A 16,151-nucleotide genomic window follows, 5' to 3' on the forward strand; every position below is an offset into this window, starting at 1 on the left:
AATATGATCTTTTCGGATGAAAGGGGGAACTAGGGCGGGCAGGACCAGTGAAAACGCGGTACGAACAACCTTATTGCGAGAATTTCTCCAAAACATGGTATCTTTTTCGGCGTGGCTCCGGTAAAATAAAATTGATATTCTACAAAATTCGACAGGGGGACTTTATATGGCAGACCATCAATCCCGGCGTGTTTTTCTTTTGTTTGCCATGATGGCGGGCGTCCTGATGCTTCTTCTTGTTGCGGCAGTCAGTCGGATGCTGATGCCGGATCCTGGTCCTGCTGAACATCCCCATGTGGCGATTCTCGTGGCAAAAGGGATTGACGATCAGAGTTGGGGAAGTCTCGCCTACGAGAGCAAGCAAACGGTCCTCAATGAGTTTGATATTTCAGCTTCGATCCATCCCTTCATGAAAGAGGGAGACGTACTGACGAATACGAAGGCGGTCCTTGAAGAGGAAGCCCCGTCACTGATGATTGGACACGGAAGAGAGTTCTCTGACGTCTTTACGGAACTTGCAAAAGATCACGCCCAGCGGCACTTTGTGACTCTTCACGGCCATCAGACACATGAGAATCAGACTGTATACACCTTCAGCCCAATAGAGCTGGATTATTTTGTTGGTATTCTGATGGCGTGGAAGACGGAGAGCGGTAAAGTCGGGGTGATTTTTCCGGGAGAACATGATGTGGCGAAACGTACGGCGCTTCTTGCGAAGGGAGCCGAATCACAGGGGACAAATCTGAACGTCCTCAAGCGTATTGTGGCGGACCGTGAAGACGGAGACGGGGCAGTGGAAGCCTTCCGGGAGTTAAAGGAAGAAGGAGCAGACATCGTATACGCACTCGGTAACAGCTTCAATCAGCGGGTGATTGAACAGAGTATTGAAACCGGCACCTATATGGTCGGGTATCTTGATGATCAGTCGTATATGGCCCGGGACCTGGTGTTGACGAGTGTAGTCAATGATGTACCGAATGTGTATAAAGCCATCGTCAGGGATTACATACAAGGTGAGATGAACAGTGGCATAGTGGAATTGACGATTGAGGACGATGTCATGGGCTTTTCTGAATTGGGGCCGATGTTTGATGCGGATGAACGGATGCAGTTTCAATATCTGATCGATCGATACAGGGAAGGCAATCTGCCGGTTCCGGATCCGGAGGTGGATTAAATGCAAAGTTACCTCAGAGAGCTGTCTTTTCGAAGCAAAATTCTGATGATTTTACTGTTGATGACGCTGCTCTTAAGCAGCATTGCGGTTATTTTGACAAGAGGGATTGATCAAATTAATGATCAGGGACAGCAGATCATACAAGAAGATCTCCCTGCCCTTGAATGGCTGTATCAGCTGGATATGGAACTGTCGGTCAAGACTCATATGATGGAACAAGGTGCACGAACCGGGTACTGCTGTTCTTTCACAGAACGGTATCAGGAAGCGGTGGAACAAGCGTCAGAAGAGCGCGAGTCGATTACCGGGCATAAACCTGTGATGATTGACCGCCTCGAAAGAGAACTTGATTATCTCGATTTTCTCGTAACGAACCATATCGACGGCTTACTCCGGTTCAGTGGGCTCGAAGCCGTTGAATCGTATCGGAATAAAGAGTGGCAGGAGGCTCATCTTGCGGTGTCCACGACCCTCGAAGATGCCAAATATGCGATCCGTGATCAGGCCAATAACGCCGTTTCACGTTTTGATGCCCTTGTGATCCGTTCGGCATTATTGGCGCTTGTTTTGACAACAGTGGCCATCGTCTTTGCCTTTATCTCGTCCTACCGACTCAGCAATCAACTGACAAAGCCTCTCGTGAAACTTGAATCGGAGCTTGAGAATATTGCGCTTGGGAGCTACGGTAAGCAGCTCACGCCTCCGTATCAAAAGGAGCTCGCCAATTTAACCGTATCGGTGAACCGGATGTCGAGCGAACTCAAAAAATCATTTGAAACGATCATCGCAGATAAACGCTACCGGGATCAGGTTCTGAACGCGCTGCCATTGGGCATTATTACGTATCATGAATCCTTGGATGAGTGCCACCTGAATCAGGCAGCACGATCCTTTACAGGGATGAAGCGATCCGATATTCTGGAATTGTTTGAGACGTCATCTGAAGAACAGGCGGAAGATGCCTTTACGAAACATCTCCTGAAAAAGGATGTCTTCTCGAATGAGCGGATTACGTATATACGTCATGGGGCCGAACTCGAGCTCATCGTTTCGAAGAACCCTCTCAAAACCAAATGGGGAGATACTTACGGCTATGTGTTTCAGTTTATGGATATCACTGAAGTGAGCCGTCTTGAAGAACAGGTAAAGCAGGCGGAGAAGCTGGCTGTTGTGGGGGAACTTGCTGCTGGTGCGGCTCATGAGATCCGCAATCCCCTGACGGTGATCGACGGATTCCTGAGTCTGATGGATCAGACCTTGCCCGAAAAAGACAAAGAGCGTTTTCAATTGCCTCTTCTGAAGAAAGAGGCCAAACGGATCGATCAGATTATTGAAGACATGCTTCTCATGTCAAAACCCGGGGATCCGATACTTGAAGAAGCGAGTGTCAATGAACTTATGGAGGAAATGGTGCCTCTTGTCGAAGCTCTGCCGAATTATAAGGATATTTGCTTTTCAATTAAGACGACGGATGAACCGGTTTTGATGGATAAAGAACAGATGAAGCAGGTCGTGCATAACCTGTTTCGAAACGCCGTCGATGCTATGGATGGATCAGGGGAAATCCGGGTCACATCAGCTGTGGAAGAGGGAATGGTTAAGGTGCAGATCGGTGACAGCGGTCCTGGCATACCGGAACCGCTGCAAGCGAAGCTCTTTGACCCGTTTCGGACGTCGAAGAAAGGAGGAACGGGTCTCGGGCTCACAATCGCTCAGCGGATCCTGCAAAATCATGGCGGGACGATTCGTCTTCTGCCGCATAAAGGAACAGGTGCCTGCTTTGAACTGAGTTGGCCGACTGACAAAATCCTCCCGGATGATGCAAAATGATGCATGCAGGGAGGATTTTTCGTTTTTGATATTGCCGAACCAAAGAAGTTACGGTGATTTTACAGTGGACCACAGGATGGTCACAGCCGGTGACAGGAGGAGAAAAAAGGCGAAGGGGATATAGTGCAGCACGGGAATGCCGAGAATGGAGCTGTTCAGAATCGCAAGCAGGCTCCACGGGACAATCCCGGCAAATACCACTGTCGAATCTGCCAAGACCCGTCCGAGCGCTTGGGGTGAAAAATGTGCATTCCAGTGCGGAAGGAGGGACCGGGCCGTCACAATAATGGGAAAAGCCTGGTTCGGTGAAATGAGAGAGACGGCGGTTGCGATGCCGATGGACTGCCGGGTAATGATACTGAGATCTGTCGTATTAGTGAGTCGGCTTTCGATCACGGGCTGAAGCAACTTTGTATCCTCAATCATCTGAGAGAACATCCCGACTGTCAGGATAAACACGATGAACGGCAGCATCTGCCAAAGGCCGTTCAATGACGCGATGCCCGAGAGCGTCGCTGTGAACCAGAAAGTGAGGCTCTCTCCTCTGATCAGGATCAGGACAATTCCTGCGATGATGCCTGAGAGGAACGAGAGGCGCATCGACTGCCCCGTAAGGATCATGAGCAATAGCAGAAAGGGCGGTACGAGAGAGAGTCCGGTTTCCATCAGCGACAGATCGGCAAGACTGCCTGCAGATGAAACCTCTGTCCGGTTCAGTGCCAAGTCGAGTCCCGCATAGAGGAAAGCCGTCACGGTCGCAGTGATGAACATCGTCGGCAATACGGAGCGAAAGTGTGTCTTCACAGTGACCTCGACGGAATGGGCGAGCAGAAAGAACGAGCTTGAGAGCGGTGACGTCCGGTCTCCGATGAAGGAGCCGGAGACGAGGGCCCCTGCAGTGATCAGGACGGAGATGCCCATCTGTTCCGCGGTGGCCATAATCGGAACACCGACGATGCTGAGACTGCCGATGGAGCTGCCGACGATGAATGACATAATCCCGGTCACAAGAAACGCGCTCAAAAAGAAATGAGCGGGTGAGATCAGGGTCAAGAAGAGCCGGTTCAGATCATCGACGGTACCGGCGACGTACCACGTCGGCAGGAGTATGCCGATAAAGACCAGAAGCCAGGCCACATCTTTGTTGCGGATGAGGCCCTTTTTGCACGATTCAACGAGCTGCCTGAGCGGAATATGTTTGTTTCTGGCGAGGATAAGCAGGCTGAGAAATCCCGGGGTGATCCCGAGGGTCAGCGAAAGCCCGGTACTGATGGCGATGATGAGGCCGCCAATGGTCAGCGTGAGAATGAGCGTGAGTTCTTTTGTGGTAAAGTCCTTTGGCAACGGAATTCCCTTCTTTCTGATAACGGATGTTCTGCCATTCCGTATTGTAGCATACATTCAAAAGTATGATGGTTTTGTGAACGGTGTTGAAAAGGCATTGTGTTCAGTCGCATATTAATTTATATTATAACTATCAAGTTAGTGAAATGATTCACAAAACACTATTGAAATGTTGTTAACTTTATTTGCATAAGAACCCGTTTTGAACACCATGAATTGAAAACCATTACCTTAGGGAGGCATGTTCACATGTTACAAATTACTGAACGCGCAGCGGAGATTTACAAGAATGATATGGAACTGACAAATCAGGATGAGATTCGTCTTTTTGTAAGAGGAGCAGAAGGCTTTTTCCTCGGTGTTGAGAAATCAGCTTCTGAACAGGGCGACTGGTCACTTGAAGTCAACGGCGTCCGTTTCTTTATCAAAGAAGACGACCTCTGGATGTTTGACGGCATGACCCTGGATTTCTGTAACAAAGGCGACTGTATCAAGTTGCATCACCGCGTACACTGATTATAAACGATACATGACCCTCTCCCGATGTGGAGGGGGTTTTTCTGTTGAGATATGTGGATGCAGCCAGAGGGATTGCTGTCTTCTTACTCTTATAAGGCTTTTTGCAGATGTATACAATCAAGAATTGTATTATGATATTTTTTGAGTCTAATTGAAATGGTGGTGTGGAGTATGAAAAAACGGATGAATCTGCTTGTCGTATCATTTCTCCTGGCAGGGTTATTCTTCTCACAACCTGCTTTTATTCATGCAGGAAAACAATTTTCGGATGTGAATGAAGAACATCGCTTTTATTCATATATCGATGAACTGGTCCATAAAGAAATTATCTCAGGGTTCATAGATCAAACATTTAAACCTGAAACGGGTGTCCGCAGAAATGAGGCCGCGATCATGATCGGGCGGCATCTCAATTTGAACGGGGATCCTTCAGAGACATCATTCTCTGATGTTCCCAAAGGCGTCACAGGATCGGGGTATATTGAAGCCGCAGTTCTCGCGGGTGTGGTCAGCGGTTATCCGGATGGAACATTCCGCCCGCAACATTATGTAACGCGTGGAGAAATGGCAATTTTCCTCGACAGGACCTTTTCTCTTGATCAAACAGCGATTTCTTTTTCAGACGTGGATGTTGAGATGAGATCGTATGAAGCGATTCGCGGGCTTTACGGGTCAGGTATTACGGAGGGTTTTCCGGATCAGACGTTTCGGCCGGATCAGCCTGTAACAAGAGGAGAATTTGCTGCGATGATGAGCCGCGCAATGAAATGGGAGGCTAATGCTGACCAAAGAGAGCTTCAGGATTTGACGGATGATGTGACAAAGAGCATCCGGAGTCTTCCGGATTCACCGGGCATGGAATCTTTTCAGAATGTGGCGGAAATCAGGAGTAAACTGAATCAGTTGGCGCTGTCCGGACATCCCTATGAAGGGGATCTCAGGCAATTTGAAGAGGTGGAGGAGAAGGTGAATACAGAGCGGAATGTCATGCTTCAGCCATTTATTGATAATTTGGAAAAAGATTTTAAGAATGGGCAGTTTCGTGAGCGGACCAGGGAAGTTCATCGATTGTTTTCAATGAATCAGAATCAGGGTGATTTGGAGCGGGAGAATGAAACGGTGTTTCAAAAAGGAAGAGAAGGACATCCGGTTTTGATTACCGTACCGCATGGCGTCGAGCATATCCGCAATGGTCAGCCTAAAAGCGCTGAAGTTTACACGGGTCCAATGGGCCTCTTGCTTCATGAATATACCGATGCTCACATTCTTTATACTGCGAAAACGGGCAGGGACGCCAACTTTTATAATGATGTTGAGTTTAAAGATCAAATGAGGAGGATCATCGATGAACATGATATCTCACTCGTTCTTGATATTCACGGTATGAGTAACAGGAATGATGTGGATATTTCTTTGGACATTGGAACAAATCAGGGACGAATTGTGCCGGAAGATCTTGTGCATAGTTTGATGTTCTCTTATGCGAATGCGGGCTTTCATAACGTTTGGGAAAACCGTCTCTTTACCGCGAGCAATGCAGCCAATATTGCCTATTACAGTTATCATGAACTTGGTGTGCCTGCAATGCAGCTGGAATACGCGAGATCGCTTAGAGATCCTCTTTTTAATGGCAGTGAAGGATTCGAACGGTTTTATTTAAGCGTGCGTTCTCTTGGTGAATTCATTGTTCATTATGACCTTGAATCAAGGGGGGATTGACAGGTTCTGTTTTTGCCGAAATGTGCTAAAATAGATGGACAAGCTTGAGACTAGGGAGGGATAATCATGATTTTAAGTGGCAAAACCATTACCGAAAAGCTGAAATCCGGTGAACTTATCGTTGATCCGATGACAGAGGAACAGGTTCAGCCGGCCTCGATAGATCTGAGGCTAGGGGCACACTTTCTTGTGATTGATGACCATCTCAGCACGAAACTCTCTTTGACTTCTGAAGCAGCTTACCGGGAGATTGATGTGGGAGAACGGGGATCAATCGTTATTCCGCCGCAGTCCTTTTTATTGGCAACAACGAAGGAGTACATGGAGATTCCAACATCTCTGACGGCCTTTGTGGAAGGCAGAAGCTCCATTGGAAGACTGGGTCTCTTTATCCAGAATGCAGGCTGGGTGGACCCGGGTTTCAAAGGCCGGATTACCCTCGAACTCTATAACGCCAACCGGCTGCCTATTGAACTTGAAGTCAACAGGCGAATCTGTCAGCTCGTCCTTGCGGAAGTGGACCGAGATGCGGATCCATATGAAGGGAAATATCTGAATCAGAGTGACGCCACTGCAAGCCGGGTTCAGCTCGATTACGAGAACCGGAGGCGCCTTGAATCAGACGCCTTTAAACGGCGCAGTGACAAATAATAAAACATCCCGCACCTCTTCTTTGAAGAGGACGCGGGATGTTTTTCGTATGGAATAAACAGGCGGGTAATTGGCTTAATGCGACTTTAACCTCAAGGCCGGGAAGTGGGGCTTGTATCTTAACAATAAGAAGAATGCAGAGTGGAACTAATTAACGGAAATGTAATATTGTCCTTTTAGCGGTTTGGTTACCAGTGTGTGTATGGTTTTATGGTATCGTCCGGATTTATCTGAGTAAATCGAGATGCATCCCCATCATGCCCATCTGCATGCTTTGAGCGCTCATCGACGCCTGTAGCATCGTCGTCATCCGGTTCATGTCCATGATGTTCAGGGCCATATCTGCATCACGGATGCCGGATTCGGAGCGTTGCATGTTCAAGAGCTGATTTTGGGCGACGTTGCCGGCATAGCTCAGCCGGTTGTCGAAAGCTCCGATATTGCCGCGGCTTGAACTGATCTGACCAAGTGCGTCGTCAATGACGGAAAGAGCCTGCCCGGGGTTGGCGGTGAGATCAAGATCGCGAAGGGTGATGCCTTCTTCGAGACTGCCAAGATTTTCAGAGAGTGCGGCGTCGATGTCGAAGGAGACTGATTCGCCGTTGGCATTGGTCGTCGTCTGCCGGTTTGTAAAACTCCCGTCAAGGAGCCTTTGGGTGTTGAACTCGGTGTTCTCTCCGACAAAGTCGATGTGCTCACGAAGCTGATTGAACTCTTGTTGCAGGGCACCACGGTCTGACTCTGTCAGCATCCCGTTGTTCGCCTGTACGGCGAGTTCACGCATCCGGTGCAGAGAGCTTTGGGTCTGTGAAAGGGCCCCCTCAGCCACCCGGTTAAGAGATTGGCTGTCCGCCATATTCCGGATTGCCATCGAATCTCCACGGATCTGTGAGCGCATGCCTTCAGAGATAGACAAGCCGGCTGCGTCCTGCCCTGCCCGGAAGATCCGGTCTCCGCTTGAAAGCTGCATCATTGTCAGTGCAAGGCTTCGCTGGGTCTGATTGTGATTCATCATAACGCCTGAGTTTACAGAAACCATGTCTGCCACCTCCTGTGGATCAGTATCCCGTTAATTTGTTATATATATTCCTTAATGTCTATATCGGTAAACCGTTAATCTTATTATATACGAAACGGATGATTTTAGGTATGATAGGATGTAGAATTATTTTTGTTTTCTGTTTGCACTATTCAGATGTTATGTTCCATATATATTTGTCATGAGAGGAGGAAGGCAGAGGCTGTGGATGTTTTGATATGTTCATGGGTCATATCTGAAAAAAGTCTCTGCTGTTTGGTATGAAAATTGTTTCGAAGCTGTTGTTAACCGGATCTCTTTTGCTGAATCTTTATTTCTTCATCAAAGAGTCGGGATCACGCTCACAAATCGGGGGTCCTGACGAAGAGGAGACCTTTCGAAAAGGTACACCTGCAAAAAAACAACTGATTCAGCGTGTTCGGATGCCCATACGGAAAACAGCGTGATCAATATCAACCGCGCGTCTTTCGAGGACTTGCTGGCACTGAACGGAATTGGTGAAGACCTTGCGCAGAAAATTCTTGAAAACAGGAAAGCGCAGGGCCCGTTTGCAAGCGTCAGTGATCTGACGAGAGTATCAGGGCTTGGTGAAAAAAAGCTTGATATGTTTCGGGAAGTCATCACAACTGAAGATTGAAGAGTTTTGGTTCTTCGTGAATGATTTCAATTTAACTAATTACAACTAAGATAAAAGGGGTTATAGCATGTCTGTCCGTGATTTCAGTTTGACGTTTTATTCAGTTCTGTTGCTGTTGTTTTTTATTCCGCTTTTGGATTTCAAGTATTATCTCGGGCCACTCCCGCTGTCCGCGGAAGTTTTCCTGATCCCGCTGCTTATTGTCGTGGCTTTTTATGAATACCGGCGGGGAGATATTCAGCTTACCGGATTTCGTTTTCTCCCGATGCTGATCGCATTTGCTTCCTTTTTCATTGTATCCCTCATTTCGCTCGTCAATGCAGTCAGCCTGATGGCAGGACTGATGGAAATTGCCAGGTATTTATCCTACGTTCTTATGGTGGGGGTTGTTATCCAGGTCTCTTTTTCACGAAAAGAATACATATATTTTCTGTGGACGTTTGTTGCCTCGACGTCCATCGTGATTTTGATCGGTTCCATTCAATATGTGTTTGACCTCGGGCTCAACACTGCAGGCCTGTATGCTCTGAATGATGCGATTGGCCGTGTTGAATCGACAATGGTCAATCCAAACTACTATGCAGCATTCATCAACTTTGTTTTACCCGGAGCAATGATTCTTGCCGTGATGTATACGAAGAACCGTCCGGCCCAAGCGGCACTCTTCCTGATTACAGGTGTTCTTGTCGCAAACATGGTACTTACATACACACGAGTAGCCTGGCTGATCATGTTCGGTGCGATCGTTCTGGTTGTTCTTCTTGCAGGCAAAGAGTATTTGATTCGTATGTCAAAGGTACATATGCTTGTGATGGTAGCCATTCTAGCTGTCTTTGTTTATCAGATGCCTGACTTTCAGTCAAGAACGGTCTCTGCGATTTATGTGGCGGAAAACATGCTGTTTGATTCCGATTTTTTCGGACAGGGAGAAGTGGAAGATAACGATTTAGGGCTTGTCGATGAAGAGGAAGAAGAGGAACGGGTGCGTGATGAGATGAGTGAACGTGCCATGGTCTCAAGAACGACATTGTGGCGCACGGGCTGGGTCATGTTCGCTGATAATCCGGTCCTTGGAGTAGGCGCAGGTAACTACCTCGAGCGCTATTCGGATTATGTGGAGATGTATCCTGAACTTTATCTTGGGCATGACCGTTACTCCGTGCATAATTCTTACCTGAAGGTGATGGCGGAGTCGGGGATCATCGGCCTGGTGGCATTTATGTCTGTGTATGTCCTGTATTATATCTATCTGATCCGTTTTTACTTCCAGCAGCCGAATCTGACTGGGAAACTTGTCGCTGTATCGGTCTTTATCGGAAGCATTACGTTCATGCTCCAAAACACGTCCAATAACCTGATTTTCATACCTCAAATCAACATTATTTTTTGGCTGGTCTCTGCATTGGCCATGAACTATCTCTATGTCAATCGCAAACAGTGATCAGTGGAGAGGGGATGCAGGAGCTGCATCCCCTCTCCGTATCGATATAAAGAAACCGGATTATTAACAAGGCCGTTATTCTCAAGCCTTTACGTCAGGAGTGAATCACGATGTTCAAAAAAGCAGCTGCTTTGACATGCACGTTTATTTTGGCGCTTATGATGACGCAAGATGATGCGAAGGCAGATTCTGTGCATGACCCCACAGAAATCGGACCGGGTGTCGAATTGGAAAGGCAAGATATTATATATGGAGGGTATCCCCAATCCACACGGATTATGAAAGTGGGGAACAATCCACATATCCGTTTTCATATGGGGTATCAGGGCCCGAAGTCGCTTCACAGGCTTACATCATATGCCAACAGCCATCCCAGGTCGGATGATATTATCGGCGGGATTAACGGATCCTTTTTCAATTTAAGTATTTCTGCACATCCGAATATGGTTTATCCAAGCTATTTGCTTGCAGAAGACAACCGGATCCTTCACCTCGGTTCAATGTCCGATGACAGCAGTGGTTTTTTGGGAACCCCTGCGGCATTCGGGATCGATCGTGATGGGCAGCCGGTCATTGCACCATTTGAGCTGGATATAACGGCGAAAACCTCCTCCGGTTCCGTTAATATTGACCGGATTAATACTTCGAGAGGCGCGGGAGAGGTCATTCTGTATACGCCCGGTCAGCGCAGGACCGCAACACCAACAAACGAGTTTGGCAGAGAATTCACAGTCACCGACACATCAAAGCGCATTAACGATCAATTGTCATTTGGTGATTCTGTCCGTGGGAGTATTACCAATATGAAAGAATATGGAAGACGAAACGCTTCTCCGATTCCGGGGGACGGTTTTATCATATCAGGACACGGCAACAGACTGGACGGTCTGCTTGACGGCATTCGAGCCGGCGATGACATCGAGGTGAAGGTGGATATTGAAGACCGTTGGAAAGATGCGGAAATGATTATGGCAACAGGTCCGCTGCTTGTGCAAAACGGCAGAGTGGACATCACAATGAGTTCATCCGCGAGCACTTATTCAGTCCCGAACCCGCGATCAGGCATCGGTATAGATGCGCAGGGCAATACCATGTTTGTCACTGTTGACGGCCGACAGAGCGGCTACAGTCAGGGCATGACGATTCCGCAGTTTGCCAACTATATGAGAGACCAGGGAGCGGTCATGGCGATTAACCTTGACGGTGGAGGATCAACCACGATGGTAGCCCGTGATTTTTCACGAGACAGGGTCAGTCTTGTGAACTCACCATCAGACGGAGCGGAGCGGGCATTATCATCAAGTCTCCTTATTATGAATGATGCGCCGGAAGGAATCCCCTACTTTGCTTCTTTTGATAGGGAACGCTGGGCGGCACCGAGAGGAGAGCGGGTGACGATCGTTCCTGAATACATTCTCGATGGCAAATACAATTTGTTGGATCCCGCAGACTTTGAAGTGCATCTGATTTCTGAAGATCTGACTGTAGACGGAAACAGCCTTTCCGGAGACGTGCCAGGAACGTATACGTTTACGTATCAGATAGGCGATGTTGAAAAAGAGTTTGAGTTTACGGTATTGGATGATCTTGTCTCACTGAATGATGGTTTTGGTGAAGGGCAGGCGAGTGCAATTCGTGCAGTAGCCTCGGCGGACGTGACATCGATGAATGTGGCAGGAACAGATCGGAACACAGTCACAAAACGGTACAATTTACAGAATGGAGAATTGGGCATTGCCGCAGCCTACTGGACATTCCGCTCGCCACTTGATTTGAAAGCGAAACCGAAAGAACTCGGTTTATGGGTGTACGGTGAAGGGCAAAAACACTGGCTCCGCGGCACGGTCAGGGGTCCGGACGGCACTCTGGGGACCATTGATTTCACGGAAGAGGGCGAACTTGACTGGTATGGCTGGAAGTATGTCACTGCAGATATGAGTGGTGTGAAAGAAAATTCACAGTTAACCAGGATTTATGTAGCGGAGACAGAGGAAGCAAACCGGTCGTCTGCAGTTGTTCAGTATGCGGGTTTAAATGCGCACTATGCCGATGTGGCTCCGGCGTATATTGCACCTGACAGCGAAGCGGACGATGTCCGTGCAGATAAAGTCTGGACAGTCGAATTTTCCGCACCGGTTCATCATGGTGTGAATCGCAACCGGATTTATGTGGAAGATGAAAGCGGTCGACGTGTGGACCTTGATTTTGACTACGGTGAAGACAGTCATACTGTTGAGGTCACTCCAAAAAGCGGAGAGTATGAGGAAGGCCTCTACAGGCTGGTTGTGACGAGATCTGTTGTCTCCCTGAGAGAAACCGCCCTGGAGCGTGAAGAAACCGCATTATTTCGGGTGACTGACTGAGAGGCACTGTGGGAACAGAAAATACTGAGTGTGACGATGACACCCTTTTACCATCATGAGAAACAGGTCAAACATGCCTGGTATTTCAAGAGAACCGTAAAAGTTAACGAACATAAAAAGTCGGTCAACGCCCAATGAAGTTGGTGTTGATCGACTTTTTTTTCCTGTACAGACGGTAAGGGATGCAGGGACAACCGCGGTCAGTGCCGCTCTTTTGATCTGTTAATAATCCAGCTGTTCCTTCAGTTGTTGCCTGACACTGTTGAGAGATTCATCTTCAAGCTGATAATAAGATACGCCATTGATCCGCGTATTATGACCATCGATGCTGATTTGCTCAATGGATCCCATGCTTGTTGCGTAGCCGTGCATACTCACGATCTCGCCAAAGGAAAGGTTCAGGGTCATATGACGCTCGAGACTGTCCATTAAACTGCCGAAACGGGTGATCGTGTTCAGTGACGCCGCTTCTTTCATCATCGCCTCCATGAGTTGCTTTTGCCTGTCACCGCGCCCGATATCTCCCTGAGGATCGTTTTTCCTCATACGCGCATACGCAAGCGCTTCTTCGCCGTTTAGCGTCTGCGGGCCTTCTGCAATGGAAATTGCACCTTTATTGTCATGACTGTCCATTTCGGAGAAGGCAAACGGAGAGTCCACTTCAACCCCGCCGAGGGTGTCGACAATCTCCATAAAGGCAATGAAATTCAGTGTGACGAAATAATCGACGGGCACTTGAAGAAGCTCTTCGACTGTGGCGATTGTCATGTCGATGCCCCCGTATGCATGAGCATGATTGATTTTGTCCATGCCGCGACCGGGGATATTTACATAAGAGTCTCGTGGAATGGAGAGCAGTTTGACGTCCTGATCGTTTGCATTAAAGGTGGCAAGCATCAGTGCATCGCTGCGGCCGGAAAGTTCTCCTGTGCGGTCATCAAGACCGAGAAATAAGACTGAAACGCTGTCCTTACCCGGACTGACTGCAGCTTCCCTGATTTCGCTCCGTTCACCCCGGTCGAGCTCGACCTTGGCTGCTGAGGTGGCGCTGTTGAGTTGAACTGCCATATAGGCCGCAGTCGCGCCTCCGAGAACGATAAGCAGGGTGAAGATCAGCAAAGTTGTTTTAAAAAACCGTTTTAAAGTGGAGTTTTTTCGTTTTTCATGCCTTTTATTGATTCTTGATTGCGTCATTTCATTGCTCCTTAACCCGTATTTTCAAGTTCTTCTGTAATATGACGTTGATTGGATGGATAATGTTTCACTTTTTTTCTGTTCTCTGCACGAGCTCATAAAATCAACCGGTGAAGAACTCTCTGTATGCGGGTCTGTTCAGTTCACAGTGCGTTCCAGATATGTTTCGCCATTGTTTTTCACGGTGGCTTTACCGCTCGTCAAGCCGTCGACCCATGATTGAAACGCCTCAAGTTCACCGTATGGGACATAGGCATGGAGGGTGACCTGCTCGAGGTACTCGATCTCCTTTAACTGAAAGGAAGAACTTCTGATCTCGTTTTCGATTTTCCCGAGGAGGGTGTAGTCGAAGGTCGCGCTCACGACGTGGGCCAGAACACACTCGACGATGCCGGTGGCGGTGAGGGCTTCACTGACGGAACTTGAGTAGGCGCGAATCAGGCCGCCACCGCCAAGTTTAATCCCTCCGAAGTAGCGGGTGACGACAACCACTGTGTCTTTCAGTCCCTGCTTCTTCAGCACGTCGAGCATCGGGACGCCGGCGGTTCCGGACGGTTCGCCGTCATCATTGGCCTTCTGGATCTGGTCGTGTTCGCCGATCTGGTAAGCCGAACAGTTATGGTTCGCGTCACTGTGGTTTTTTTTGATCCCGGCAATGAATGCCTGGGCTTCTTCTTCTGTTTCTGCACGGTTTACGTAGGTGATGAAGCGGGATTTCTGGATGACGATCTCATGAGAGCCGCCTTTGACGGTCTTATATGTCGCTAACATGACAGTCCTCCTGTTTTGATGTCAATGAGATAACAAATTCTAAAACTTTATGAAAAAAGGTGATGCAGATCACGTTGTTCGGGTATGATAATAACAGAGTTCTAAAAAGGTTTCACAGTTTTTCACGAAAGAATCTTAGACAAAATTTCTATTATACACTATTATTATAGTTAGACAACGGTCTGAAAGCCACAATTGATTTCCATTCAACGGCATGACGGTGGAAAGAGGGATAATTTCGTGTCCACAACAAAGTCCATTGAAACCATTCTCGATCGCATGATGGAGATGGTCTCATCAAGTAAAGAAGAAATTTTCGAAATCGGGGAACAGTCCCGAACCGAATATGAGGAACTGAAGAAAGAACTGAGCACGATCCAGCAGGATGTCATCCACCTCATTGATGAGCAGGACCAGGCGGAAATCCGGTCCCGCTTTGCGAGGAACCGGCTTGCGGAGGTCAGTAAGCACTTCGCCAACTATACGGATCAGGAAGTGAAAGAGGCGTATGAACAGGCGAAAGATTACCAGGTGCGTCTTGCCGTGCTTCAATCCGAAGAAAAGCAGCTCCGTGAACGGCGGACCCAGGTCGAGCGCCGGCTCATGAAGCTCGGGGAGACGGTGGAGCGGGCAGAACAGCTGATCAATCAGATCAATGCGGTTTTGCAGTATTTGAACGGCGACTTACAAAGTGTGAGCGACATGATCCAAGACGCCGAACAGATGCAACAGTTTGGGGTTCAGATCATTCACGCTCAGGAAGAAGAGCGAAAGAAGCTCTCCCGTGAAATTCACGACGGGCCAGCCCAGATGATGGCGAACGTGATGCTTCGCTCGGAGCTCGTGGAGAAAGTCCTCGATCAGGAAGGGCCGGAGCGGGCGAGAGTGGAGATCAGGGATCTTCGCCGGATGGTGACCGAATCGCTCAGTGAAGTGCGCCGGATTATTTATGATCTGAGGCCGATGACATTAGACGACCTCGGCCTCGTGCCGACGGTTGCCAAGTTTATCGATAATGTGAATGATTATCAGGAACAGACTGAGGTGAACTTCCGTAATCTCGGCTCCAAAGAACGGATCCCCGCGCATATGGAAGTGGCCATGTTCCGGTTTATTCAGGAAGCGGTACAGAACGCGGTGAAGCATGCGAAGGCCAATACAATCAGTGTCAAGATGGAAATCAAGAAAACAAGTGTCGTGGCGATCGTCAAAGATGATGGCAGAGGCTTCGATCCGGTTACGAAGAAGGAAAACAGCTTCGGCCTTGTGGGTATGAAGGAGCGGGTCAAATTACTCGATGGGGATCTGACCATCGACACGAAGCCCGGGAAAGGGACGCTCATCATGCTTCAAGTCCCGCTGCCGCAGGATTCGTGACGGTCACGGACGATGGTCCTGCAAAATTCCGCTGATAGACGCATATACAAATCGCTTCAACTTCGAGATGATTTAGTGTGCATAGATGT

General features: G+C 48.3%; 13 protein-coding genes. 9 read left to right on the forward strand and 4 right to left on the reverse strand.

Features of this window, described 5'->3' with window-relative positions; genetic code table 11:
• The first annotated feature begins 166 nt into the window (after positions 1-166).
• Together BSEL_RS05200 and BSEL_RS05205 are read left to right on the forward strand one after the other, a co-directional pair.
• Complete coding sequence (locus BSEL_RS05200) at positions 167-1,177, forward strand: BMP family ABC transporter substrate-binding protein (RefSeq protein WP_013171952.1); 1,011 nt, start codon at positions 167-169, stop codon at positions 1,175-1,177.
• Positions 1,178-3,007: a sensor histidine kinase gene (locus tag BSEL_RS05205; RefSeq protein WP_013171953.1), complete on the forward strand. Its 1,830-nt coding sequence runs from the start codon at positions 1,178-1,180 to the stop codon at positions 3,005-3,007.
• 48 nt (positions 3,008-3,055) lie between these two features.
• Here the strand turns inward: BSEL_RS05205 and BSEL_RS05210 are convergent, their stop codons facing one another.
• Positions 3,056-4,351: a Na+/H+ antiporter NhaC family protein gene (locus BSEL_RS05210; RefSeq protein WP_013171954.1), complete on the reverse strand. Its 1,296-nt coding sequence runs from the start codon at positions 4,349-4,351 to the stop codon at positions 3,056-3,058.
• A 249-nt stretch (positions 4,352-4,600) separates the two neighbouring features.
• On the opposite strand from BSEL_RS05210, the gene BSEL_RS05215 reads away from it, so the two are divergent.
• The 3 genes from BSEL_RS05215 (at position 4,601) to dcd (ending at position 7,240) form a co-directional block, all read left to right on the forward strand.
• The gene (locus BSEL_RS05215) at positions 4,601-4,867 is read left to right on the forward strand and encodes an iron-sulfur cluster biosynthesis family protein (RefSeq protein WP_013171955.1); all 267 of its coding nucleotides are present in this window, start codon (positions 4,601-4,603) and stop codon (positions 4,865-4,867) included.
• 174 nt (positions 4,868-5,041) lie between these two features.
• The gene (locus BSEL_RS17010) at positions 5,042-6,589 is read left to right on the forward strand and encodes an S-layer homology domain-containing protein (RefSeq protein ID WP_013171956.1); all 1,548 of its coding nucleotides are present in this window, start codon (positions 5,042-5,044) and stop codon (positions 6,587-6,589) included.
• A 66-nt stretch (positions 6,590-6,655) separates the two neighbouring features.
• A complete protein-coding gene (gene dcd / locus BSEL_RS05225; protein WP_013171957.1) occupies positions 6,656-7,240 on the forward strand; it encodes a dCTP deaminase in 585 nt (194 codons plus the stop codon).
• 226 nt (positions 7,241-7,466) lie between these two features.
• Here the strand turns inward: dcd and BSEL_RS05230 are convergent, their stop codons facing one another.
• The gene (locus BSEL_RS05230; protein WP_013171958.1) at positions 7,467-8,279 is read right to left on the reverse strand and encodes a flagellin; all 813 of its coding nucleotides are present in this window, start codon (positions 8,277-8,279) and stop codon (positions 7,467-7,469) included.
• Positions 8,280-8,721: 442 nt separating this feature from the next.
• On the opposite strand from BSEL_RS05230, the gene BSEL_RS05240 reads away from it, so the two are divergent.
• The 3 genes from BSEL_RS05240 (at position 8,722) to BSEL_RS05250 (ending at position 12,720) form a co-directional block, all read left to right on the forward strand.
• Entirely contained in the window at positions 8,722-8,916 is a 195-nt protein-coding gene (locus BSEL_RS05240; protein ID WP_049773612.1) for a ComEA family DNA-binding protein, read from the forward strand.
• Between the two features lie 67 nt (positions 8,917-8,983).
• Positions 8,984-10,357 (forward strand): O-antigen ligase family protein, encoded by a 1,374-nt coding sequence (locus BSEL_RS05245; protein WP_013171959.1) that lies wholly within the window; start codon positions 8,984-8,986, stop codon positions 10,355-10,357.
• Between the two features lie 110 nt (positions 10,358-10,467).
• Positions 10,468-12,720, forward strand: a complete 2,253-nt coding sequence (locus BSEL_RS05250) for a phosphodiester glycosidase family protein (protein ID WP_013171960.1) — start codon at positions 10,468-10,470, stop codon at positions 12,718-12,720.
• Between the two features lie 222 nt (positions 12,721-12,942).
• Here the strand turns inward: BSEL_RS05250 and BSEL_RS05255 are convergent, their stop codons facing one another.
• Together BSEL_RS05255 and BSEL_RS05260 are read right to left on the reverse strand one after the other, a co-directional pair.
• Entirely contained in the window at positions 12,943-13,914 is a 972-nt protein-coding gene (locus tag BSEL_RS05255) for an LCP family protein (protein ID WP_013171961.1), read from the reverse strand.
• Between the two features lie 138 nt (positions 13,915-14,052).
• A complete protein-coding gene (locus BSEL_RS05260; RefSeq protein ID WP_013171962.1) occupies positions 14,053-14,685 on the reverse strand; it encodes a YigZ family protein in 633 nt (210 codons plus the stop codon).
• A 240-nt stretch (positions 14,686-14,925) separates the two neighbouring features.
• Between BSEL_RS05260 and BSEL_RS05265 the strand changes: the two genes are divergently transcribed.
• Positions 14,926-16,062: a sensor histidine kinase gene (locus tag BSEL_RS05265; RefSeq protein ID WP_013171963.1), complete on the forward strand. Its 1,137-nt coding sequence runs from the start codon at positions 14,926-14,928 to the stop codon at positions 16,060-16,062.
• Positions 16,063-16,151 lie beyond the last annotated feature (89 nt).

Source organism: [Bacillus] selenitireducens MLS10, from assembly GCF_000093085.1.
Classification (GTDB): Bacteria; Bacillota; Bacilli; order Bacillales; family Salisediminibacteriaceae; genus Salisediminibacterium; species Salisediminibacterium selenitireducens.

Coding starts and splice junctions, on each gene's coding strand:
- BSEL_RS05200 (WP_013171952.1), top strand. CDS start 167: ATGGCAGACCATCAATCCCGGCGTGTTTTTCTTTTGTTTGCCATGATG.
- BSEL_RS05205 (WP_013171953.1), top strand. CDS start 1,178: ATGCAAAGTTACCTCAGAGAGCTGTCTTTTCGAAGCAAAATTCTGATG.
- BSEL_RS05215 (WP_013171955.1), top strand. CDS start 4,601: ATGTTACAAATTACTGAACGCGCAGCGGAGATTTACAAGAATGATATG.
- BSEL_RS17010 (WP_013171956.1), top strand. CDS start 5,042: ATGAAAAAACGGATGAATCTGCTTGTCGTATCATTTCTCCTGGCAGGG.
- dcd (WP_013171957.1), top strand. CDS start 6,656: ATGATTTTAAGTGGCAAAACCATTACCGAAAAGCTGAAATCCGGTGAA.
- BSEL_RS05230 (WP_013171958.1), bottom strand. CDS start 8,279: ATGGTTTCTGTAAACTCAGGCGTTATGATGAATCACAATCAGACCCAG.
- BSEL_RS05245 (WP_013171959.1), top strand. CDS start 8,984: ATGTCTGTCCGTGATTTCAGTTTGACGTTTTATTCAGTTCTGTTGCTG.
- BSEL_RS05250 (WP_013171960.1), top strand. CDS start 10,468: ATGTTCAAAAAAGCAGCTGCTTTGACATGCACGTTTATTTTGGCGCTT.
- BSEL_RS05255 (WP_013171961.1), bottom strand. CDS start 13,914: ATGACGCAATCAAGAATCAATAAAAGGCATGAAAAACGAAAAAACTCC.
- BSEL_RS05260 (WP_013171962.1), bottom strand. CDS start 14,685: ATGTTAGCGACATATAAGACCGTCAAAGGCGGCTCTCATGAGATCGTC.